Consider the following 21,248-nt stretch of genomic DNA (forward strand, 5'->3'; position numbering starts at 1 on the left):
CAGCTCTGCGATGACGTCAAAGCAGCAGCGGCCAATTACCTCCGAGCGAAATGGCCAACTGTCCTTAAGTACAGCCCGGTCAGCAGGGGGCCTGCCACCACCTCTGGCTCGCTATCTCTGAAGGTCACAACCGAATATCCTAACTACTGCTTTCTTGCCGTAGAAATGCCCGGCTCTTTCGCTCCTTTCAATGCATGGTCGAGCACCATCTCACCGATGCCCAGGGCGGTTTCGAGGTCGCGGTGCAGCCCGTCTGGGAGTACGCCGGAGTCGAGCGCGCAGCTACGGAGCAAGTCCTCGCAGTCCTGCCGCTGGGTGTCCTTGGCGAGCGCGTCGAAGAGAGGGTGGGCCAGGACCTCGCGGGCCGCGTATCCGTTGCGCGCTTCCGTTGTTCGCCGACACAGATCATCGATGAGACGGCGAGACCCAGGATGCGCAGCTGATCCGACGACATCCACGACGGTGAGACCGAGACGGACATCGAAGACGGTCATGCCCGCATGTGCCTCGTGACTCAGGAAGGTGTTCACCAACGACGTTAAGGAGCCGTCGACTGGTTGGCCTGCGGCACGGCGGCACAGCGTCATCAGGCAGGCCGTGACGGCGTGTTCCCACGGATCGCCCGGCGCTGTGGAGGCGAGGAATTCGTGAGCACGGCTGGTCTTGCCGGAGGTGAGAGCCGCAATGACGGCGACTTGACGCCCATCCAGCATCCTGGTGCCCACGCCCCGGTGCTGTTCGATGTGGGCCAGTGCCTCAGACCATCGTCCTGTGGTGGTGAGGCTGCGTGTGCCGTCAGCGAGTAGTACGCGCCATAGCCATGCCCGCACCTCGTGTCGGTCGCCCTCGATAGAGGTGAGGTCGGCCGGTACGGTGATGCCTTCGAAGGAGACGTCGACACCGGTGCCGACGGCCTCGTACAGGTCCAGGAGTCGCTGACGCCCCTCGTCGGTTCGGCCGGCGCGGATCTGCAGGCGGGCGAGGTTGACCAGGGGCTCCAGTGCGCGGATGGCGGCCATGGCGGGGAGCGGGCAGGCATTGAGGTATGCCTCAGCGTGCCGGTGGCACATCGCTCTCGCGAGATCTGGAAGGCCAAGGTCGGAGGCGATGAGCGCCGTCTGGTTGAAAACGGTGGAGGCAAGTCCCTGGTCACTCTGCTCCACGGCTCTTGAGGCCAGCACGGTCACGGACCGTACCCGTTCGGGCAGGGGGAGACAGGCGGGGCGGAAGCGGGCAACTAGCGGGAAGCGTCCTGCTATTGGGCCGTGTGGATCCATGGTCCCCTCGGGCGACGTTGACGTGATGGTGGGTGAACGAGCGGGGGCGGTGCTCGTCGAAGCGGCCAACGGGCACCGCCCCTCATCTATGGGCAGTTGTCTGTACGGGCCGTTGTCAGTTCCAGTCGACGACGATGCGGTTGAGCGGTGTGTCGAGGACGAAGCGGCCGGGGCGCGGCTCGCGCACGGAAGCGTCGAAGGGCTGGATCTCGAAGGTCGCTTCGCGGCCGCGGTACTCGCGGTCCCAGGTGCGGATCGCGTCGGCGATCTTCGCGGTCAGCTTGTCGCTGCCGGGACCGTGGCCGATGACGCCGAACTCCCAGAGCTTCCCGCCGTCGGAGGTCTTGTTGTCCGACAGGCGACGGGCGAGGTAGGTGATGGCGCCCTGGTCGACGGCTGCGGTGGAGGAGGGGTAGGGGTCCTCGGTCAGGACGGTCCCCTTGGCTTCCTGCGGGAACAGCATCCGGATCAGGCCGCTGGGCACCATGCAGGCGACAAACAGCTCCATCCACTCGGGCGACTCCATGGCTCGGACCGTCATCCCGGTCCATTCCTCGGTGTGCGGTTGCTCCAGGACTCCGGCCAGGGCGTCGGCGTCGATGTTCTGTCCGGCGGGGGCCTGGAGACGCACGGTGCCGTCCGTGCTGAGGGGGATGACGCGGCGGTCGTCGTCGGCGATGCCCCTGCGCAGCGGCATGAAGGTGTTCATCTTGCTGCTGACGCTCGTCCAGCGGCCGTCGCGCTGCTCGTAGGCGATGGAGCGGGACACGCTGCCCTTGAGCCGTTGGGGTACGACGAGGCGTCCGCCGGGGGCGAGTTGCTGCATCCAGGCGTGAGGGACGCCGTGGGCGCCGACGGTGGCGATGATCCGGTCGTAGGGGGCGCCTTCGGCGTGGCCGACGGCTCCGTCACGGGTCAGGGCCTGCACGTTGGTGAACCCGGCGGCCGTGAGGTGTGCGCGGGCGCCTTCCACGAGGTCGTCGTCCACGTCGACGGTGGTGACGTAACCGGCCTCGCCGACCAGGTGGGCGATCAGCCCCGCGTTGTAGCCGGTGCCGGCGCCGAGTTCGAGGATGCGCTCGCCGGGCCGGGCCTGAAGCTGGTCGAGCATGAGCGCGACGATTCCGGGCTGGGAGGCGCAGGAGATCGACGTGCCATCGGTGTCGTACTTGATGTTGACCGGCACGTTGGCGTAGGCGTCGTCGAGCGAGGCGTCGGGCACGAACAGGTGCCGTGGGACGGTGCGCAACGCGGTCTCGACAGCAGCAGTGCGGGCGTGCCCGGATGCGCGGATCTGGTCGACCAGCGCGTTGCGGAGCCGGGTGGCCTCGGAGTCGGGGGTGGTGATCGTGTCGGTGTTCACCGCCTTGACGCTAGTGGTTTCGGACGTGCCCTCGGCGGGCGACGCGGGGTTGTCACTCGATCCCATGACGGCCTTTCTTGCGATGTTGAACAGGGTGCTCTGGTCTACAGAAGGGAGACCAGCTCGGTTGGCGTGGAAGATCAGGTGGTGCGCGATGACGGCTCGCAGACCGCGGGTGAGATGACCGCCGACAGCGAGGCGGGCGAGGGTCGTTCCGGCCTGTTCGAATGCCTCAACCCATTCGGCTTGTCCTTCGAGCGGCCCGCTCGGGCGGCACAGGCTGTGGGCGTCGACCGTCATCAGCCTGTGCATGGACGGAATCAGGGCGGTCGCCCGTTCGGGGGCGAGCGGGTGGGCGGCTGGCCTTAGTGCGGCGGCCTTCGCCCAGACGTCCCCCTGCTCGAACCAGTCGAGGCGGGCGGCCCGCATCAGGGCGCTGTTCAGGAGGACAGCCATCTCCCGGCCGCCCAGCCGTCCTGGGCGGGGCTGGTAGGTGAGAAGGTGTCGGCTGTCGTGGTGGAACAAGTCGTGGGCGGCGTCCATGGCCTGTGGACCGCCGAAGGCGTCCGTCTCCGGTTCGTAGATTCCCCGGACACACGACGCTGCCGTGCCGTCGTCGACAAGGTCGCTCAACAGCAGCTCGACGAGTGGGGACGGTTCGGGGGCCTGGTACCGCAGCGGCCAGGGCCGTTTGTTCATGAACCACCAGTCGGTGAGCTGGCCGTCTTCTTCTGCCGCGCGAAGGGCGGGGCCGATGCGTTCGGCGATGGCGCGCTTGCCGATCTCACGGTTGGTGAAGGTGATGTTGTGCTGGTGCCAGGGGGCCGAGCGCATGGCGGTGGTCCTTCGGTGGATGGGTCAGGCGATGAGCAGGCAGGCGTCCCAGGAGGTTCGGGGCGGAGCCTCGGTCGCGGGGACCAGGAGCACCAGAGCGATGCCGGCGGCGCCGTTGAGGAAGCCGCGCCCGGCTTCGTTGACGATCGCCGTGGCGGCGTCGTCCGGATCAGTGCCTGGCGGGCAGAGGAGGGTCAGGAGGGCGGGGATCGCCGCTCGCAGGAGACCTGCGGTCGACGAGTGCGCGTCCTCGGCGGTGCGGGCGGCGATGTGGGCGAGACCGGCGAAGCCGTGGCACAAGCCGTTGTCCGTGGTGGCTTTGAGCTGGGCGGGGTCGGTGAGGGCGGCCACGAGTGCGTTCTCGACTTCGACTTGGCGGCCGGTGTCGCCGAGTGCGAGAGCGGCAAGTTGCTGGGCGCGGGCCAGTCCCGCGGTGCCGTAGCACCATGACGGTCGCCGGGGCGCGGACGGATCGAGGAGACCAGTCCGCAGTTCGTCTCGCGTGATCCAGTACGGCCAGACGGGGCCCCGGTCGGATTCCTCTTGCCATCGGTCCAGCCAGGCCAGGATGGTCCGCAGGGCTTCATGGTGATCACCAACGGTGGTGCCGCGACGGGCAGCGAGCGCCAGGAGGGCTAAGACCCCGCCGATTCCGTGTGCCATGCCGATGTTGCCGTGTCCGTCAGGGAACCGACTGTCCGGCCGCCCGGAGGGGCCGGTCGGTGTCCACCAGCCAGGCACCATCTCGCCGTTGTGCGTGACCGGTCGGGTGAGGCGTACGCAGTAGTCGAGGATGGCGCACGCTTCGCCACCGGCAGGGTCGCGGCGCAGGAAGTAGGCCCCGTAACCGGTCAGGCCCCGGATCGTGTCGAACTCGGCCAGGTGCGGTAGGTGTCCGGCGTCGATGCGGCGGTGCGCGGCGTCCAGCCTGCGGCGGACGTCTGCGCTCAGTTGGCTCTCGATCAGGCCGAGAGCGCGCTGATAGGCGCCGGCCGCGTGGTCGGCGGCGCAGGCCATGGCGTGCGCCAGGGCGGGCGCCCCGTAGAAGGGGTGGCTGTCGGAGCCGCTGGTGAAAGGGGACTGTGCAGCTACGTCGAGCCAGTCGTGGGCGCGATGCCACGGGCCCAAGCCAGCCGCGGCCCGCTCGATGTGCAGCAGCGCAAGCCCGGTCGGCCCGTACGCGAGGTGCTGGCGTGAGGGTGCGCCGTTTGGGCCCGGCAGTTCAGTAGCCGGGTCGGCCAGCAGATCGGCGACGGCTTCGGCCACCTTGAGCGTGATCGGGTCGGTCACCGTGTCCTCCTGGAAATCCAGGCCATGGCGGCGGCGCGGGTGAGGTACAGGCCGACCGCTTCCTCGGGAAAGTCGACCGCCACATGGCGTACGAAGTGGACATGCAGCAGCGAAGAAAGGACGTCGTCCTCCGCGATGCCCTGGGTGTCCGGACCGGGGACGTGGGCTCGGTAGGCCGCCACGGCCGCCTCCCGGTCGGCCCACGCCTCCACGATGGCCGCTCCCCCGGGCGTACTACGAAGGGCCGCCCAGTCGCCGGACGGGTCGGACAACCTGACCGTTTCCTTCAGTTGAGCGCGGGGAACCGATGTGGGCGCAGTGCGCGGAATGTGATTGATCAGCCAGCTCATGGCGGCCTCGGTGCTGCCGAGGAACGCGCTGGCGATGGCGATGCTGTGCGCGGCCACCAGGGCGCGCTGGTGGGGACGCTGAGGCTGGCGGAGCTGGGTGATGACGGCGCTCGAGTCGGCTCGAAACACCTCCTCGGCGGCATCCCAGGCGGCTCCGGAGCCCCAACGGCCCATCTCGCGGTAGGACGTGGGGTAGCGCAGATCCGACAGCAACCCCTTTGCGCGCAGTTCGTCGGCCCAGGTGCTGATCGTCCGGGTGCTCTCGGCGAAGGCGGCGGGGTCGGGCAGGGCGATCCTTATGCGCAGGTGTTGGTTGGGATCTCGGAAGCGGATGAACCACCAGGGTGGAGCGCCGAGTCGGTTCAACAGCTCGGGGATGTGCTGGGCCAGCAGGAGGTCCTGGCGTCGTACATCGCCGTAAAGGGTGGCGAGCAGCAGCGAGGAGACGCCCGGGGTCTGTGTCTGTGCCGGGAAGAGTGCGCGTGTTGAGGTGGGGGCGGGCAGGGGTGGCCATGCTGGTGACCGCGTCGCTTTGAGCGGCACGACCACCTCGTGGGCGCGATCGCCGCACCATCCATATGCGTCGCGGGTCGGGGCTTCAACGATGTGCGCGGGTCGGGCACGGTTCAGGTGCTGACGCAGCAGGCAGCGGTGCCCGACCTGGTCCAGGTCTAGGAGCAGGCGACGGTCGTCCTCGGCGAGGAAGACCCGTTGCGGCATCCGCCGTCGGATCCGCCAGTCTTCCAGCGCCGCGTCCCATTCACTCTGCGGGCGGTTGCGTCCAGGGAGCTCTGCGGGCTCCAGTCGCCATCGCGCGGGGGCGAGCACGGTACGTCCGTAGCGCAGTCGGGGCAGGAACGGCATGGCCAAGGCCGCGCCCCAGTCGAACAAGGTGACCTGGGCGCACTGAGCGCGGGACAGTTCGGTGAGGAATCGGACGAGCGGCGGGGTATGCGTGGCGAGGTTCAGCGCGTGCATGCCGACGGCTTCGATCCGGTACCCGCGCTGCGGGACGGCCAGGTACATGCGGCGTCCGTCGCACGCCACCGCAAGGTCGTCGGGCGTGAGGACACCGTCGTCGGGAGTGCGGTGTTCCTGAACGCTGATCACGGTGGGCAGGATCTGCGGGGTGCGGGTGACGTGGGCGCTCGTCGGCAACAGCGGTGGAAAGGACAGCTGGGCAGGAACGGTCGCACCGTCCGCCGCCGGCAGGTCGGCCAGCTCTCTCTCCAGGGCGATACGGTCCGCTGGGGCGAGCACGCTGAGGAATCTGCCAGAGGTGACGCCGACGCCCCGGGACACGCTGACCATCTCCAGGCGGAACCTCCCGCTCTGCAAGTCGCAGGTGCTGGCTGCGTGCACACGGATACCGATCTCCACGTGCGGCGGAATCCGGGGCTGCTCGGGCCCGATATCCATCGCGGAGATCAGTTCATCGGTGAGGACCACTTCATCACGGCCGTCCAGCACGGCGGCCTGCGCCAGGGCGACCAAGGTGTCGTCTCGCGCAGAGGTTCGGCGGCGGCGCACCTCTGCTGACGTGCCGGGGTAGCCGTCGGGGAAACCGGTGCCGCTGTCGGCGAGGACTTCCTTGAGGGGCACCATCGTGCCGATCCCGTACCGCTCGTAGAACCGCCGCTGATACGCCTTCCACGCTGCGGTCCCGTACGGGAGGGGGCTGACCCGGGTCATCACCCAGGCGGCGCGCTCGACCTCGCGGGCGACTGACTCGGGCAGAGCGACCTGGGCATCGAGCTGGAGATCAAGGGCGAGCGGATGGCGGCGGACCCCGGGAACCAGGGCCCGCATCCGCGCCGCCGTGCCAGCCCGGCCGCTACGGGAGTCACATTGCTGCAAGTCTGCCTGCACTGCGCGGAGTTCTCCGACGGTGTCGGCGACCGATGACACGGTCTCGGCGTGAACCGCGTCGAGGCTGCGCAGCAAGTACTCCAGTGCATCGGTCTCGGTGCTCGGCGCGTGCAGGCCGGAGATCAGAACTTGGTGTCGCATCAACTCCTGAACGAGCCACAGCGCCTTCTCCGCCCCTGCGTGAGGGAACTCCGAGACCAGCTTGTCCGCCAGATCACCGACGCGGATCGGTGATCGTGCGGCATCCAGGATCAGGCGCACCGGCGCGGACAGGCCGACGGACGCCTCGACCGCGTGTCGCGGGTCGTTATGGGTGTCGGGCTTGTACGGCACGACGAGCCGATCTCCACGTTCCGCCACGGCGCTGTTCAGCACCACCGGCAGGCGCCCAAGTAGTTCCGGGCACGACTCCAGCCGCTCGATGGCGGCCACCAGCCACTCTGCGCTCACCCGGCCGATCGTCAGATGATCCGCACCCCACACCGTGGCCGCCCTGGACCCGAGAGCCGCTGTCGTTACGCCGGCGAACAAACCGAAAGGAGTAGCCCGATGCTCGGCGCGCAGCAGATAGCGGGCCACGGAAGTGACCGCGCGGCGCACGTCACGCGTGGCCGGGTTGTCGGATGAACACAGGGTGCGGACCTGGGAGGCAAGCACAGGGCTAGCGTGCTCCAGGGCCTCGGCAAGGTCCCCGTCGGACCACGCCTCCCGCAGCCACGCGAGCCGCGTAGTCGCGCCGCGAGGAGAGGGGTCATCAAGGTCAGGGCACGGCGAAAGAGGAAGCTCCGGCCGGGCAACTGCACGAACAAGAGCCGTCTTACCGGCGCGGAAACCGGTGCTCGAAGCCATCACAACCTCCGTGATCCAGAAGGACGGCCGGTGCCCTCGCTGTGCGAGGTGCGAAGGCACCGGCCTGTACTGATGCGTGCCTTAGGTCAGGCCACGTTGGTGGTGCAGGCGCCGCAGGTCTCGCCGCAGCCGTCGTCCGTCAGGTTGACCAGGCCGGCGACGTCGGCGACCTCGACGAGGGTGACGTCGAGGTCGAAGCCGTCTGCCGTCGCGGCGGCCGGCTGTGTCGCCTTCGTGCTGTGCTCGATGCGAGGACTCATGTCAACTCCACTTGCTCGATGGGTACTTGCCTTGGAATTTCAGCCGGGCGCGTGCTCAGCGAGCGTACGGAGGCCGCTACGTCGAACTGTGCTTCCCGGCCACCGGTCCCAGGGGCCGTGCCTCGACCTTGGAGTGAATCGGGGCCGCTTTTCCCGGGGCTGGTGTCTTACGCCGCCTTCCGAAGACCGGCTCGAAGAGAGCGGTTCCAGGGGCGACCGTTTGTTAGGCCCCTCGGGGGTCTGTGCCGTTCAACTCGGCACTGGCCAGACGGCTGCGGGCAGAGGAATCGACGAACGTCCCCTCCTGCCGTGTACCGCTGAGGATTCCCCGTTTCTTCAGCGGCCGGAGCGCGGACTTGAGCGTGCCTTCGGTGGTGCCGAATTCCTCGGTGAGCGCCTTGGTGCCGGGGATCCTGCTGCCTTCCGGATAGGTGCCGTCTTTGATCCGGGCCGTGATCACGGCCCGGATGTGCGGGGATTGGGTCCTCGGCAGGGTCCAGGTCTGTATCTGCCCTGATCGCGTGCGCACCTGGATTGTGGATCCCGACGGCGGTTCGTCAGGGTCGGTGACCACGGTGCCGAGAGCGGAGACGCCGAGGGTGAGCCCAGCCTGGGCCAGCCGGGCCAGAGCTCGTCGTACAGACTCATCGCGGACACCAAGTTGCACGCACAACCGCTCCGGTGAGGGGAGCACATCACCGACCTCGTAGGTGCCGTCAGCGATGCCAGCCCGCAAGACCGTTTCAACCCGATGGGCCTCGCTCGCTTCGTCCAGGCCCTCCCCGAGGTCGAGGAGCCTTTGCACGAGAGCGAAGGAGCAGCCTAGGAGGGAGGCAATGCCCAGCTTGGATCCCCCGGCACGGCGGGCGCTGGCGACCGCCTTTGCGTACCGCGCGCGGTCTTCGCGGGTGAGCCGTACGCCTGATCTGTAGACGGGTAACTCTTGCAGGTGCTGTTGCCAGGGCGGAGTGCCGATCTTCCCAGGACCGGAGCGCGTCCTCATGCAACTGCATCCGTCGTGAAGGGGGCGAAGTCGTCGACGTCGTACACGGCCAGCTGGCTCCACGGGTTGGCGGCGGCGCCGAAGCGGGCGGCTTGCTGGGTCAGCTCGAACAGCAGGCCGAGGACGATGTCGGCAATGCGGTCCCAACGGGTGTCGTGGATGCGGGGCGGCGTGGTGGAGACGACATGTGCGTAGCGGGTCAAAGCGGTATCTCCTGCGAACGGAGCGGGGCGGGGACGGCTGGAGTTATGCCGAGAGGTCGTACGGCGCAAGGGCGGTCATGCGGCGGCGAAGGCCTTCGGCCATGGCGGCCCTGGAGAACACGAACGCCACGGCGTGGTGGTCGCTGAGTCCGGCAGTGTCGATGACGTGGACCGCGATCACGGCATTGACGAGCCAGGGGTCGACGTAGAGGCGGTCAATGCGGCGCTCGCCGCCCTGGGATGGCTTGACGTGTCCGGCGGTTGGGAGAAGGGCGTCCTGCTGGGCGAGGAGCCCGTGCGCAGCGTAGCGAGCAGGGTCGTGCAGCCCTGCGGCCAGCAGCGTCCGGTCGGCGTAGGTGCAGCTGACCCGGCTGCCATCCGGGCCGAGGTTGGTGCGGTGTGCTACGTGGAGCCTGTCTGTGACCGTGTCGCTCGTCCAGTCGATCGGTAGGACGCTCTCGCCGGCGGGGTGGGGGTACTCGTTGCAGTCCCCGCCGCCGATGAACGCCCACCCCTTGTTGATCTTGTCGGCCAGGGCGAGGATCTCGTCGGTCTCTCGCTCCCGGCCGCGGGGCGAGTTGAAGGCCAGATGCCAGCTGGTCATCACGATCGGGACGTCGGGAACCTCTCGCAGGCTGGCGACGATGTTGGTGGGAGGGGTGCGCCAGTGCCGGGTGTGCTCGAACTGCTGCTGCACGTCGAAGACTTCCGGCCGGACGAAGAGGCCGGTGCCGTTGCGGCCGGACCCCTGTGCACCGAGGAAGCCGCGCATCCCCAAGAGCCGCTCGGCCGCATGGAGACGGCGGTGGCCTTCGGCCCGGCTGTAGGTCATCTCCTGGCGCAGCAGCACGTCCGGGTGGTAGCCCCTGATCAGTGCGTGGAAGTCACGCCACCGCTGGGGCGACTCGCCGTCTTCATCGGCTCCGCCGTCGTGCTCAAGGTTGGCAATCACCACGGTGACGACGCGTTCGCTGTATCTGTCGATTGCGACGTTCAAGGTGTCCTCCAGGGACTGCGGGTGGGTGGAGTCCGCCGCCGGGCGAGGAGTCCCGGCAGCGGGCCGTGGGTTCAACGGCGGTGGAGCGGATGCCAGGGGACGCCGTGTTTCGAGGCTTGTTCCGGGTAGGCATCAGGCCCGCCCGATGCCGTACTCCCGCTCAACGTCGGTGACTTGGGAGCGTTGCCAGGCGATCTCCGCCTGGGCCGCGCGGACGTAGTGGCGCACGACGTTCTCCCCGAACGCGTCCAGCGCGATCTTGTTGCCGTCGAAGGCGCGGACGGCTTCGGTGAGGTCGGCAGGCATGGGGGTGGCGTCGTCGGCCGTGTACGGGTCGCCGACGCGCGGCGGGGGGAGGTCGGGATGGTCCTGGATGCCGTGGATTATGGCGGCGCAGGCGGCGGCGACGGCGAGGTAGATGTTGGCGTCGGCACCGGGCAGGCGGACTTCCAGGTGCGCGTTCTCGCCGATGCCGGTGACTCGGACGGCGCAGCCGCGGTTGTCGAAGCCCCAGGTGTAGCGGGCGGGGGCGAAGGTGTGCGGGGCGTACCGCTTGTAGGAGTTGCCGGTGGGCGCGCACAGCGGGGCGAGGTGCGGCAGCGCGGAGAGCAGGCCGGCGATGGCCCGTTCCATCACCGGGGGCAGGTCGTCGCTGCGGTGGTAGGTGAAGGCGTTGCCGTGGGGGGACCACAGGGACAGGTGCAGGTGCAGGCCGTTTCCGACGCCGTTGGAGGGGGCGGCCATGAAGTTGGGTGTCATGCCGCGGCGCTGGGCGAGGTCGTTCACGATCATCCGGAAGGCGGTGTAGGCGTCGCACGCCGCCATCACGTCCCCGTAGACGAAGGTCAGTTCAGTCTGTCCTGCCGCGCCCTCGGTTTTGATCGCCTCGACGGGGATGCCAGCTTCCTGGAGGACGTCGTGGAGGTGGTGGAAGAAGTCGGCTGCATGCGGGGGATACATCAGGGCGTAGTCGAGGTTGTGGGGCCAGGCCGGGAGCAGCCCGTGGTATCCGGCCTGGTGCGCGTCCTCGGCGGTGCCCTGCTGCAGCAGGAATTCCGCTTCTGTGCCCAGCGCCACGTGGTAGCCGAGGTCGGCCAGCCGCTCCAGCTGGGTGCGCAGGATGTACCGCGGGGCGACCTCGACGGGGGTGCCGTTGTGGTGGAAGACGTCCCCCATGACGAGTGCGGTGCCGGGCTGGTGGGGCAGCAGACGGATACCGGCCGGGTCCGCCTTCACGCCAAGGTCGCCATAGCCCTGCTCCCAGCCCGTGAGGTCGAACCCGTCGAGCGGGGTCATGTTGATGTCGGTGGCCAGGACGTAGGCGCACATCTCCGCCTGGGAGTCCATCCGGTCCACGAAGACGGGCGCAGACAGAATCTTGCCCTTGGGACGGCCCTGCATGTCGGGCACGGCCAGCCGGACCATGGTGACCTCCCCGCGGTCGACATAGCCTCGCAGGTCGCGCGGGGAGACCAGTCCCGCAGGCCAGGGCTCGGGGTCGGTGTGTTGTTCTTCGTCGGTCATCAGACGACCTCGTCCATGCTGGCCTGATCGGCGGCGGTGGTGAGCTGGTAGTCGCGGCGGCCGCGGGTGACCCACGTCAGCCAGGCCAGGAGCAGCGCGATGGCCAGCGTGAGGCCCGCGTAGTTGAAGGACTCGGCGGTGATCGGGGCGGACTGCGGCAGGCAGAAGACCACGGTGATGACGACCACGTAGACCACGGCGATGTAGCCGACCGGGCGCCGCCATCGGCCCAGTGTCCACGGCCCGGATATGTAGTGGTCGCCCTTGCGCAGGGCGAGGAAGACGGGGATGCCGTAGGTGGGGATCATGCCGACCGCGTTGATGGCGGTGATGGCGCCGTAGGCGGCGGGTGACCACAGGGCGGGCAGGGCGAGTAGGAACGGGAGCACGACCGCGAGCCACACGGCCGGGACGGGGGTCTTGGTGCGGCTGCTGACGCTCCGGAAGAGCTGCCAGCGGGGCAGGGCGCGGCTGCGGGAGAAGGCGTAGATCATCCGGCTCGCGGCGGCTACCTCGGCGTTGCCGCAGAACAGCATGGCCACGATGACGATGAGCAGCAGCGCCTTGGCGCCGCCGGTGCCGAGGACGTCGATGAAGATCTGGGCCGGTGGGACGCCGGTGGGTGAATTCTGGGTGGCCGTGTAGTCCTGGATGGCGAACAGCATTCCCGCGAGCAGGATGAACCCGGCGATCCACGAGACGGTGATGGCGTGCACGATCCCGCGCGGCGCAGAGGTCTGTGCCTGGGTGGTCTCCTCGGCGACGTGGGAGCTCGCGTCGTACCCGCAGAAGGTGTAGCCGGCCAGCAGGGCGCCAATGAGACAGACGTACAGCGGGTTGTTGAAGCCGCTGTCGTTGTGGAATTGGGTGAACACGAACTGGGCGGAATGGTGCTTGGCCGGGGCGAGGGTGAGCGCGCCGACGATGATCGCGACGCCCAGCAGCTGCCACCACACCGAGATCGAGTTCAGGACGGTGACCAGCCGCACGCCGCAGACGTTCAACAGGCCGTGCAGCAGCAGGATGCCCCCGAAGACGGCCATCGTCATGCCGCCGGTCGGCGCGATGTCCCACTGCATCTGGGCGAAGGCACCGATGAACGTCGCGGCGCCGTAGTCGATCCCGGCGATCGCTCCCAGCAGACCGAGGAGGTTGAGCCATCCGGTCGTCCAGCCCCAGCGGGGGCCGCCGAGCTTGTCGGCCATGAAGTACGGCCCGCCGCTGGTGGGGTAGGCGGAGACGACGTCGGCCAGGGACAGGCCCACCAGCAGCGTCATGAAGCCGATGACGATCCAGCTGCCCAGCATGACCGCGGGGCCGCCGTGGCCCAGGCCGAAGCCGAACAGGCTCATGCCTCCGGCCAGGATGCAGATCACGCTGAAGGAGATCGCAAAGTTCCCGAACACACCCATTTTCCGGGAGAGTTCGGCTCGGATGCCGAGCTGGGCCAGGACGGCGTCGTCGTGCGCTAACGAGGGGGCCGTTGTTCTTCCAGGCACAAGAGTTCCTCTGTAGTGACGTGGGGACGAGACGGGTGGGAGGGAGCGTGCTCCCCAGGCGGGGGTGCGCGACTGCTCATGAACGGTGCCCCCCTCGCCGGCGCAACGAGGAGTCGCGCGTACGCCGGAACTCGCTCTGCCAGTCGCGGCCCAGGGTTTCGCTCACCTGCGCCCACGGCGCGCTGGTCGCGTACGGGCCGATCGTCTCGAACACCCCGCTCGCGCCGATTTCCCCGCAGGTCACCAGGACGAAGGCCAGGTGGTTGAGGTCCAGTAAGGACAGCCGCGAGCGTGCCGGGACGGGTGTCGCGTAGAACCAGTCGTCGCAGGCTTTCCGCGCGTAGTGCTTGACCTGCGCGGTGGTCCAGAAGGAGATGGCGCCGTCACGGCCATCCGGGTGGCGCCGCCGGTACAGGGAGACGAACGCGTACAGAGGCAGGACGTTCAGCGGCGAACCATGCGGAGCGTAACCCGTCGCCCATCGGGTGAAATCCATCGCCTCGCCGCCGGACAGGCAGGTATCGGCGTACTCCCTCATGCGGTGATACGCCTCCCGGTTGCCCGGATCACGCCGGTCCACCTCGTGAAGCAGCGGCCACGGCCCGCCGAACAGGCCCATCTCCGGCGGTAGGCCCCACTGATAAGGGCGTTGTTTGAAGAAGGGGTCGAGGTGCCGAAGGTCGATGGGTAACTTGGCCAGGTCCAGCAGGCACACCCACGGCACCGGGTCCTCCGGCCAGTACCGCATCGCCGTCCAGCAGGCATCCCGTGCGACAGCAGCGGCCCGGTGCAGCAACGCCTCGTCCTTGCCTTCGCGGAGGGCCCGGACGGCCTGCCGGGTTAGGACGCGCGCCCACATCATCAGCGCGTCCGGGCTGCCCGGCTCCTCGTCGAGCCAGGCCGCGACAGCGCCGCCGTCGCCTGCTCCGACCGCGAGCACCTGGCTGCGCGCGGTACGCAGCGGCCAGTCACCGAACGTCTTCATCAACACGTCCCGCATGGCGAAGTGGCGATTCATCCGGAGATCTTCGAGCGCGCGGCGCAGCTCGTCGTCACGGCCCGCCAGGTCCACAATCAGGTCTATGTCATGGGCGGCCATCGGTGCACTCCCGCCGTGTGGGAGTCGAGAGAGCGGCATGGATGCTCTGCCCGTCTAAGAGGGGAATGGGGGACACGACAGCCTCACGATGTGGGGGGTACGGAGGCCGCCGGGTAGCAGCCGGGCACACACCTTGGGGAGGTAGGCAGCTGCGGCCCGACGGCTGTTCAGGGGGTCCCGACGGTCAGGAGGGTCTGGACGGCCGTCGGTACGGCCACCGATCGCTCATCAACGCGATCTGCTCGGCGTCTCGCTGGAACCGCCGTGGGTGCCAACGCTTTAGTGGCTCGCGCCTCCGCCGGCACGGTGAGGGAGCACCACGTCATCGTGCCGTCGCAGCTCACGCCCCACGCTTTCGACAGAGCGGCGACGAGTAGCAGCCCCCGGCCGTTCTCGGCATCGGCGTCCACGTCTCGTTGTCGAGCAGGAGTGGTGTTTCCGTCTGTCACCTCGATGCGTAGTTCTTCAGCCGCGCTCACGACCCGCAGCCGGATCGTGTTGCCGTGGCAGTGCCGCACCGCGTTGGTGACCAGTTCCGAGACTGCGAGCGTGGCCATGTCGTTCAACGCCATGAGGTCCCACAGGCGCAGGTGCGCCGAGATGATCCGCCGCATGACTCGGACGCGTGCGTCAGCTGGAGCGAAGGCCACCTCGAAGGTACGGATGGCCGCCCGCTCTGGTCCGGCGGGGGTGCGCTGGTCGCAACACCGCCGGCCATCCTCGAAGGTGGGTGCCTCACGGAACGTCATGGACCTATCGCACCGCGCTCTCAAGCAACCTGCCAGGGGAAACTAGAGGGGGAAAAACTTGTCAAGGGGGAAACCAGCAGGGGGATCTGACGCCATGATTGGGTCCAGTCCACCAACAGAGGTCACACTCATGCCAGCAGATCCGTTCGCTGAGCTGCTCGTCCGGCTGCGCAAGGAAGCTGGACGCACACAGGACGAACAAGCAGAGGCGATCAACACGGTCTCCGGCCGGGAGACCATGACCCGTCGCGAAATCAACCGGTACGAACACGGGCAGAACATCCCCACCAACCACACGGTTGCGCATATTGCGACGGCTTGCGGCTTACCCCCTGAACAGTTACAGCGGGAGGCAGCAGCCGCCCGCGCCCGGCGGAGGAAGGGACGCCGCCGTGAAGGGGAGGACCTGGACGACGTGAACCGCAGGACGCTGATTGGCGGCGCCGTACTCGGCGCAGCTGCCGCCGCCGAGCCGTGGGGGCGCCTCGCGCACGCCATCAAACGGGGAACGAAGGTCGATTCAGCCGGAGTGGAAGCTCTCACTGATCACGCCGCCGCCCTCCACGTCAGCGAGCATCACCTCACAGCCCGACAGCTCCAGAACAGGGTTGAAGCACACCTCGACGCCATCACCGCGGTACTGCCCCGCGTCGGCGAGCGCGAGCGCGCTGTGACCATTGCCGCTGGTGAGACAGCCGCCCTGGCCGGATGGGTAGCTTGGGATCTGGGCGACTCCGAGAGGGCGCGCGCCTTCTACGAGGTCACGAGCGAGTGCGCCGAGGTCGCCGGACATCCCCCACTCCGGGCCCTGGCCCTGGCGTACGCCAGCTACGGGGCCGCCACGCCGGAGAAGGCAATGAAGCTCCTGGCTCAAGCTGCCCAAGATGTACGGGGGCCGGGCAATGCTGCCGCTGCTGCCTGGGTCCACGGCCGTTATGCGGAAGAGGCGGCGACCGCCGGCGATGACATCGTGGCGTTGCGAGCCCTGGAACGTGCCCAGGCCGTGTACGACTTCGCAGACCACACCACCGAACAAGCATGGGTACACTTCATGACCCCCTACCGCCTCGACTCTCTGTCGTTGTCGGTATACGGCCAGCTCAGGCGGCAGGAGTTGACGGAGACCGCCGACAACGCCGTGAACCGCCTCGGTGATGAGCTGCCGGACTCTGGGGTCGTGATCCTGGGCGACCTTGCTTCAGCACTGCTGCGCGGAGGAGACGTCGAACAAGGTGTCTACGTGTCGCATCAATTCGCAGCTGCGGCAGATGCCCGGCCGAACACCATGGGCAGGGCACGCGCGCAGGACATCGCCACGCTGCTTCCCAGCCGGGAGAAGGAACTCGCCTGGCACCTGCAACAGTTGGCGGCGTGACCTGACGTAGCGGCTGCTGCACGCAGAGGCCGTGCAACAGCCGCTCCTCAGGAGTGGTTGCTCGCCCTACCTCGCAGTCGACTGTTCGGCTACCCAGGACAGGTAGGCCGGTGAACCCCCGATAATCGGCAGGACGACCCACTCCGGAACCTCGTAGGTGTGTTCCTGAGCCACCCATGCTTCAAGCTCCGGGAGGCGGTCGGCGGTCGTCTTGTACGAGATCCGCCATTCCCGGGCGGTCTCGATCTCCCCCTTCCACCAGTACACCGCGGTAAGCGGAGGGTCGATGTGGGCGCCGGCGGCTAGTCTGTTCTCAACCGCGCCTCGCGCCAGCGCCGTTGCCCTGGCCTCGTCATCGATGGTCGTCTGCGCCACCACGGTCTCGCTCGCCATGCGACTCCCCTCCTGGTCGATGTGTAACGACCCTACCTGTGTCAGGTGGTTGACCGATCTGTGGACATCGCACTGTGGGAACCCTCGGTGCCGCACAATGAGGTGTCGGTGAGTGGAAGTCAGGGGGCGCGGTGGCACTGGTACACGTTCACGGCATCGGAAACCGGAAGGCCGACGCCGTGGGGCGCTCCGCCGCACTGCGCGACGAACTGTTGCGCCGACACCTCCTCCCCGCGACCGGCCACTCCCCCGGCGCTCTGTTGTCGAGCCCCTGGTGGGGCGAGCTCGTCGCGGAACCGGCCTGGGGATGGGCCTCGCTGGCACCGGACGAGGTGGAGTCGCTGGGCGGCGAAGGCGAGGATCTACTGGAAGAGGCCCTCGCCGATGCTCTGGCGGATGCCGTTGTCGGACTGGAACAGCGGCACGCCGAGCAGGTCCTGACAGCAACCGCCCGCGTCTCGTTGCAGCGAGCGATCGATCTGGTCGCGCTGGCCGGCAACGACGACGAGGAGTCCGAGCCCGGCGCCCTCGCGGAGCTGGTGGCCTTCTGCGCGCGGGCCACCGCTTACTGGGCCGAGAAGACCGACGAGGGCGCCCGGGGTGACGGCGCGGCGTTCTTCGCCTGGCTCGAGGACGTCGAGGAAGACGACGAACTCCTCGACCGCCTGCACGACGAGGTCACCGACTGGGAGCGGCGCACGGGCCGCGGGTCGGCCGAGGCGGGCCCTCGGCCCTGGGAGAGTTTCGGGGTGGATGACGGCCTGCCCACCCGCGCCGTCCGCGCGGTGCACCGGCTGCGCGCCCTCGAAGTCTCCGTCCGCACACGCCCCTTGGTTGCTGGTGTCCGCCGCTGGGCCGCCCGCCCGATGGCTCTGCTGATGGGCGACGTCATGGGCTACTTCGCCGAGCGCGGCACCCGAGACATGCCCGGCCAGATCGTGAAACGGATCGCCGACTCCCTTGACGAGGCGGCGCGGGACGCCAAACTGCGCGGTGAACCGTTGGTGGTGCTCGCCCACAGCATGGGCGGGAACATCGTCCATGACGTGCTGTCTCACTTCCGGCCCGATGTGCGGGTGGATCTGCTGGTGACTGTAGGCACCCAAATCGGCCTTTTCGAGGAGCTCAAGCTCTTCGCGTCCAGCGACCACAAGGTGCCGAACCCGCGCTGCCCCAAGGTCACCGCGCTGCCGAACGTGGACCGCTGGATCAACGTCCTGGACCGGTCCGACCCGCTGGCTTTCTCGGCCGCGCCGGTCTTTGCCGGTGCAGAGGACCTGGTCTTCCGTACCGGCGCCTGGTGGGCGCACGGTGCCTATCTCACGTCCTGCGACTTCCACGCGCGACTGGCACGCAGGGTGGGGCAGCCGACATGACCAGGGTCTGGGAGAGCGGCCTCGATGGACCTGCCGCTCACGCGCTGGTGATCGGCGTCGGCGAATATGACTGGTTTCCGGGCGGAACACGGTATCTGAAGGGCCGCAAGGGCGACCGCCTTTCCAAGGAGTTCACTCAGCTAGCCTCTCCCCCGGCGTCCGCGCGTGCGCTGTGCGAAGGACTGCTCGAAGGGTTTCGGGACCTGCCCGGCGGAATGTCGCTCGGCAGCCTCGAAGCAGTCGTCTCGGCCCGCGAGGAGATGGTCCTCAAGGGTGACGACGGCGCCGAGGTGCCGCTCGGACCGGCCACCCTCGCAGGGGTGGAGGAGGCGTTCGATGCCTGGTACGACAGGTGCAACGGCCACCCGGACAACGTGGCGCTGTTCTTCTTCTGCGGTCACGGGGTCCAGGTCGGAAGGGGCTCTCAGATCCTCCTGCTTCAGGACACCGGTGAGAACGTGCGGGACTACTTCCGCACCGCAGTGGACCTCCGCGCTCTGGTGGAGGGCATGGAGAAGAACAGCGCCCGGGTCCAGTGCTTCTTCGTCGACGCCTGCCGTTTCGCTCCGGAACAGCTGTACGAGGAGGGGGATGTGCACGCCACGCATCTGTTGACACCCCCGCGTCGGCCGCGCCCCCGCGACAGAGTCGTCGTCCACTCCACTCTCCCGGGCATCAAGGCACACGGCCCGGTGGCAGGAGTCACCCGCTTCACCGAGGCGGTCCTAGGTGCCCTGCGAACACCCGACTCGGACTCCGCGGGCGAGTCCTGGGCGGTGACCACAGAGACCATCGGGAAATTCGTGCGCGAGCTCATGGCCTGGCCTGGCCTGCGATCGGACGGCATCGTAATGCCGAAGCAGCACTGCGACTTCTCCTCGCTGAGCACGAGCACCGGCGGCGTTCTCTTCTCGTTCGACGAGGCTCCGTCGGTCCCCTTCCACTTCGACACATCGCCCGGGGAGTCACTGTCCGACGCCGAGTGGGCGCTCACGGACCAAGAACACCAAAAGCTGTACGCGTCCCGCCCTCCAATGCCGGAACCTTGGATCGGGCACGGACCCGTCGGCCCGGTGCGGGTCGAGGTGTCGTTCGCCGACGGTCGATTCCGGGGCCGCGGCGACGACGTCTGGATGCAGGCGCCCTGCCGTGCGCGAACGGTGGAGGTGCAGGAGCTGTGAGCATCGCAACCGCACACGTCGAGATCGTGGCCCCCGCGGTGCTTGGTGCCACGCCAGGCACGGTGGTGGGCGCGGCCGAGGTCCTTGATCGTGGCAACCGCCGGCTGGCCCGGGTCCCGCTGCGCGCTGGGATGCCGACCCCAGTGGAGATCCCGCACGAGGAACGGTGCCTGGTCCACGGCTGGTCCCCCTACCTGTCGGTCCAGTCCGTCGTGGTGACCGGTGGCCGCACCCAGCAGGCCGTACTCTCCGCGCGGCGCCCGAGCGAGGTGAGCACGGGCGCCAAAAAGTCTGGCCGTGCCGCAAACGGCTGGGTCCGGCTGTGGAGCCAGGAGCCAGACGGCCACTGGACCGTACGGAACCCGTCGGACATGGCGACAGGCCAGGCCGCGACGGTGGCCACCCCGCGAGGTGGCCCCGCCGTCCTTCAGATCGGCGGCGGCCGAAGGCGTCCGGTGTGCACGCTGGTGCCGGAGGCATCCCTGTTCACCCTGCGGCCGGCCGCGCATCAGCCGCACGGTCCGGTGGAGGTCCGCCCCGTCGCGGACTCGGGATTCACCCTGCTGGAGGCGCTACGACTCGGGGAGTGGGGCTGGGCCGCTGTCGTGGAGCGGGTCTGGTGGGATGACCCCGGTGTACGAGGCACCCCGCTCTTCGATCTGGCGGTGGCCTATCTCGCATGCCGTCGCGGCGACTTGGACCGGGCCGACCAGTGGAAGGAGATGAACTGGGGCCGCTATGAGACTGGCGCCGCTCGGATCGACCTCCTAGCCGTGGACGCGTGGCTCGCCCGGCGCCGCGGTGACTCCCGGGACCTCGGCTGGGTCCTGGCCCGACTCGCCGAAGCGCGAGGGGCCCCACTTCTGTCCGAGGGTATGGACCTACTTGCCGCGGAGCTGGCCCGCCCGGGGCTGGAATCGCAGGCACTGGATCCAGGCGAGGCGCTACGCCGCCTTCTGGCCCCCTATCTGCGCGCATCACTGCCGTCGTCGCTCTCCTCCTTCACCGCTGCTCATCCGGAAAGGCCGGAGCCCCGGGCTCCGAAAGGAACGCGGCCCGGCAACTCGCTGCCATTCCACGTGGAAGCGGACGCGAGTGCCTTGCAGATCCGGTGGCGTGTGCTGAGCGGTGCGACCGCGCGCGGTAGGGATTACGAACTCGCTGCCGCCGAGAGTGCAATGCCCCGCGAGCCCGGCCTGATGGTCAGTGAGCCAGAGGGGCTCCGCGAGTGGCTCATCATCGAGGACGAGGACCCGATGGTGCTCTGGCGGCTGGCCCGCAGGCTCCTCGACGAGGGGGCGACCACCGGAGTGTCCTTCGTCCCGGGCCGAGATGCAGTCGCGGTGGCGCTGCCGGGGCTGCGAGCGGGTCGAGTGGCGGCCGTTCTGGCCAGTCTCCAGAGACAGGGCCTAGCGCAGCACCTAGAGCTCAGTGTGGGCGACGCGCGCCGGGAGCTGGGCATCGGGGGCGCTGGCGACGCCGAGCGGATTCTGGCCGTGCTGCTGCGGGAGGGCCGCCAATCGTCGCCGTAGTGGTCCGCCCGTGTCCGCTCTCCGCACAACACCCCTCCACCACTCTCGCACACGCTCAACCACCCGCCCATCATGACGAACAGCGCGCCGTCCGGATCACCATCCGGACGGCGCGTCATACGGTGTGCTCGGCGACGGAGATGCTCACCCTGTCTGCGCACGCTTCCTCGGCCGGCCCTGACAGGTCACTCAGCTTTCGATGGCACAGGCACAACTTTCACTGTC

Annotated in this window: 17 protein-coding genes; 4 read left to right on the forward strand and 13 right to left on the reverse strand. The window is 68.5% G+C overall.

The genetic code is table 11. The features are described 5' to 3' along the window. Positions 1 to 143: 143 nt before the first annotated feature. From ACFZB3_RS13180 to ACFZB3_RS13235, 12 genes are all read right to left on the reverse strand, one after another. Positions 144 to 1,277 carry a hypothetical protein gene (locus tag ACFZB3_RS13180; RefSeq protein ID WP_391374155.1) on the reverse strand — a complete coding sequence of 378 codons (1,134 nt, stop codon included), beginning with the start codon at positions 1,275 to 1,277 and terminating at the stop codon, positions 144 to 146. Positions 1,278 to 1,392: 115 nt separating this feature from the next. Then, positions 1,393 to 3,474 (reverse strand): methyltransferase, FxLD system, encoded by a 2,082-nt coding sequence (gene fxlM / locus ACFZB3_RS13185; protein ID WP_391374158.1) that lies wholly within the window; start codon positions 3,472 to 3,474, stop codon positions 1,393 to 1,395. A gap of 24 nt (positions 3,475 to 3,498) precedes the next feature. Further along, a complete protein-coding gene (locus tag ACFZB3_RS13190; protein WP_391374161.1) occupies positions 3,499 to 4,764 on the reverse strand; it encodes a lanthionine synthetase LanC family protein in 1,266 nt (421 codons plus the stop codon). Further along, positions 4,761 to 7,832 (reverse strand): thiopeptide-type bacteriocin biosynthesis protein, encoded by a 3,072-nt coding sequence (locus ACFZB3_RS13195; RefSeq protein ID WP_391374164.1) that lies wholly within the window; start codon positions 7,830 to 7,832, stop codon positions 4,761 to 4,763. Before ACFZB3_RS13195 ends, ACFZB3_RS13190 begins: the two co-directional genes overlap by 4 nt. 86 nt (positions 7,833 to 7,918) lie before the next feature. Continuing rightward, positions 7,919 to 8,092 carry an FxLD family lanthipeptide gene (locus tag ACFZB3_RS13200; protein WP_391374166.1) on the reverse strand — a complete coding sequence of 58 codons (174 nt, stop codon included), beginning with the start codon at positions 8,090 to 8,092 and terminating at the stop codon, positions 7,919 to 7,921. Between the two features lie 223 nt (positions 8,093 to 8,315). Then, positions 8,316 to 8,897, reverse strand: a complete 582-nt coding sequence (locus ACFZB3_RS13205; protein WP_391374169.1) for a GntR family transcriptional regulator — start codon at positions 8,895 to 8,897, stop codon at positions 8,316 to 8,318. Positions 8,898 to 9,091: 194 nt separating this feature from the next. Next, positions 9,092 to 9,298, reverse strand: coding sequence for a hypothetical protein (locus tag ACFZB3_RS13210; protein ID WP_391374172.1), 207 nt, complete (start codon positions 9,296 to 9,298; stop codon positions 9,092 to 9,094). Between the two features lie 43 nt (positions 9,299 to 9,341). After that, a complete protein-coding gene (locus tag ACFZB3_RS13215; protein ID WP_391374175.1) occupies positions 9,342 to 10,295 on the reverse strand; it encodes an endonuclease/exonuclease/phosphatase family protein in 954 nt (317 codons plus the stop codon). A 132-nt stretch (positions 10,296 to 10,427) separates the two neighbouring features. Beyond that, on the reverse strand, positions 10,428 to 11,819 hold the full coding sequence (locus ACFZB3_RS13220) for a glutamine synthetase family protein (protein ID WP_391374178.1): 1,392 nt from the start codon (positions 11,817 to 11,819) through the stop codon (positions 10,428 to 10,430). Continuing rightward, entirely contained in the window at positions 11,819 to 13,318 is a 1,500-nt protein-coding gene (locus ACFZB3_RS13225) for an amino acid permease (protein WP_391374181.1), read from the reverse strand. Before ACFZB3_RS13225 ends, ACFZB3_RS13220 begins: the two co-directional genes overlap by 1 nt. Positions 13,319 to 13,394: 76 nt before the next feature. Further along, positions 13,395 to 14,417 carry a hypothetical protein gene (locus ACFZB3_RS13230; RefSeq protein WP_391374184.1) on the reverse strand — a complete coding sequence of 341 codons (1,023 nt, stop codon included), beginning with the start codon at positions 14,415 to 14,417 and terminating at the stop codon, positions 13,395 to 13,397. 167 nt (positions 14,418 to 14,584) lie between these two features. Then, the gene (locus tag ACFZB3_RS13235) at positions 14,585 to 15,166 is read right to left on the reverse strand and encodes an ATP-binding protein (RefSeq protein WP_391374187.1); all 582 of its coding nucleotides are present in this window, start codon (positions 15,164 to 15,166) and stop codon (positions 14,585 to 14,587) included. A 130-nt stretch (positions 15,167 to 15,296) separates the two neighbouring features. Between ACFZB3_RS13235 and ACFZB3_RS13240 the strand changes: the two genes are divergently transcribed. Further along, positions 15,297 to 16,541: a helix-turn-helix domain-containing protein gene (locus ACFZB3_RS13240; protein ID WP_391374190.1), complete on the forward strand. Its 1,245-nt coding sequence runs from the start codon at positions 15,297 to 15,299 to the stop codon at positions 16,539 to 16,541. Between the two features lie 66 nt (positions 16,542 to 16,607). On the opposite strand, the gene cutA is transcribed toward ACFZB3_RS13240, so the two are convergent. Next, positions 16,608 to 16,934 carry a divalent cation tolerance protein CutA gene (cutA, locus tag ACFZB3_RS13245; protein ID WP_391374192.1) on the reverse strand — a complete coding sequence of 109 codons (327 nt, stop codon included), beginning with the start codon at positions 16,932 to 16,934 and terminating at the stop codon, positions 16,608 to 16,610. 131 nt (positions 16,935 to 17,065) lie between these two features. On the opposite strand from cutA, the gene ACFZB3_RS13250 reads away from it, so the two are divergent. The 3 genes from ACFZB3_RS13250 to ACFZB3_RS13260 are packed head-to-tail and all read left to right on the forward strand — an operon-like array spanning position 17,066 to position 21,023. Then, a complete protein-coding gene (locus tag ACFZB3_RS13250; protein WP_391374195.1) occupies positions 17,066 to 18,310 on the forward strand; it encodes a hypothetical protein in 1,245 nt (414 codons plus the stop codon). Between the two features lie 47 nt (positions 18,311 to 18,357). After that, complete coding sequence (locus ACFZB3_RS13255) at positions 18,358 to 19,491, forward strand: caspase family protein (RefSeq protein WP_391374198.1); 1,134 nt, start codon at positions 18,358 to 18,360, stop codon at positions 19,489 to 19,491. Beyond that, positions 19,488 to 21,023 carry a hypothetical protein gene (locus tag ACFZB3_RS13260; RefSeq protein WP_391374200.1) on the forward strand — a complete coding sequence of 512 codons (1,536 nt, stop codon included), beginning with the start codon at positions 19,488 to 19,490 and terminating at the stop codon, positions 21,021 to 21,023. Before ACFZB3_RS13255 ends, ACFZB3_RS13260 begins: the two co-directional genes overlap by 4 nt. Positions 21,024 to 21,248: the final 225 nt, after the last annotated feature.

It is taken from the genome of Streptomyces sp. NPDC008092, from assembly GCF_042957285.1.
In the GTDB taxonomy this organism is placed as follows: domain Bacteria; phylum Actinomycetota; class Actinomycetes; order Streptomycetales; family Streptomycetaceae; genus Streptomyces.

Bases quoted from the DNA above. Each gene is read 5' to 3' on its own strand.
- ACFZB3_RS13180 (WP_391374155.1), bottom strand. From the start codon at position 1,277: ATGGATCCACACGGCCCAATAGCAGGACGCTTCCCGCTAGTTGCCCGC.
- fxlM (WP_391374158.1), bottom strand. From the start codon at position 3,474: ATGCGCTCGGCCCCCTGGCACCAGCACAACATCACCTTCACCAACCGT.
- ACFZB3_RS13195 (WP_391374164.1), bottom strand. From the start codon at position 7,832: ATGGCTTCGAGCACCGGTTTCCGCGCCGGTAAGACGGCTCTTGTTCGT.
- ACFZB3_RS13200 (WP_391374166.1), bottom strand. From the start codon at position 8,092: ATGAGTCCTCGCATCGAGCACAGCACGAAGGCGACACAGCCGGCCGCC.
- ACFZB3_RS13220 (WP_391374178.1), bottom strand. From the start codon at position 11,819: ATGACCGACGAAGAACAACACACCGACCCCGAGCCCTGGCCTGCGGGA.
- ACFZB3_RS13230 (WP_391374184.1), bottom strand. From the start codon at position 14,417: ATGGCCGCCCATGACATAGACCTGATTGTGGACCTGGCGGGCCGTGAC.
- ACFZB3_RS13235 (WP_391374187.1), bottom strand. From the start codon at position 15,166: ATGACGTTCCGTGAGGCACCCACCTTCGAGGATGGCCGGCGGTGTTGC.
- ACFZB3_RS13240 (WP_391374190.1), top strand. From the start codon at position 15,297: ATGCCAGCAGATCCGTTCGCTGAGCTGCTCGTCCGGCTGCGCAAGGAA.
- cutA (WP_391374192.1), bottom strand. From the start codon at position 16,934: ATGGCGAGCGAGACCGTGGTGGCGCAGACGACCATCGATGACGAGGCC.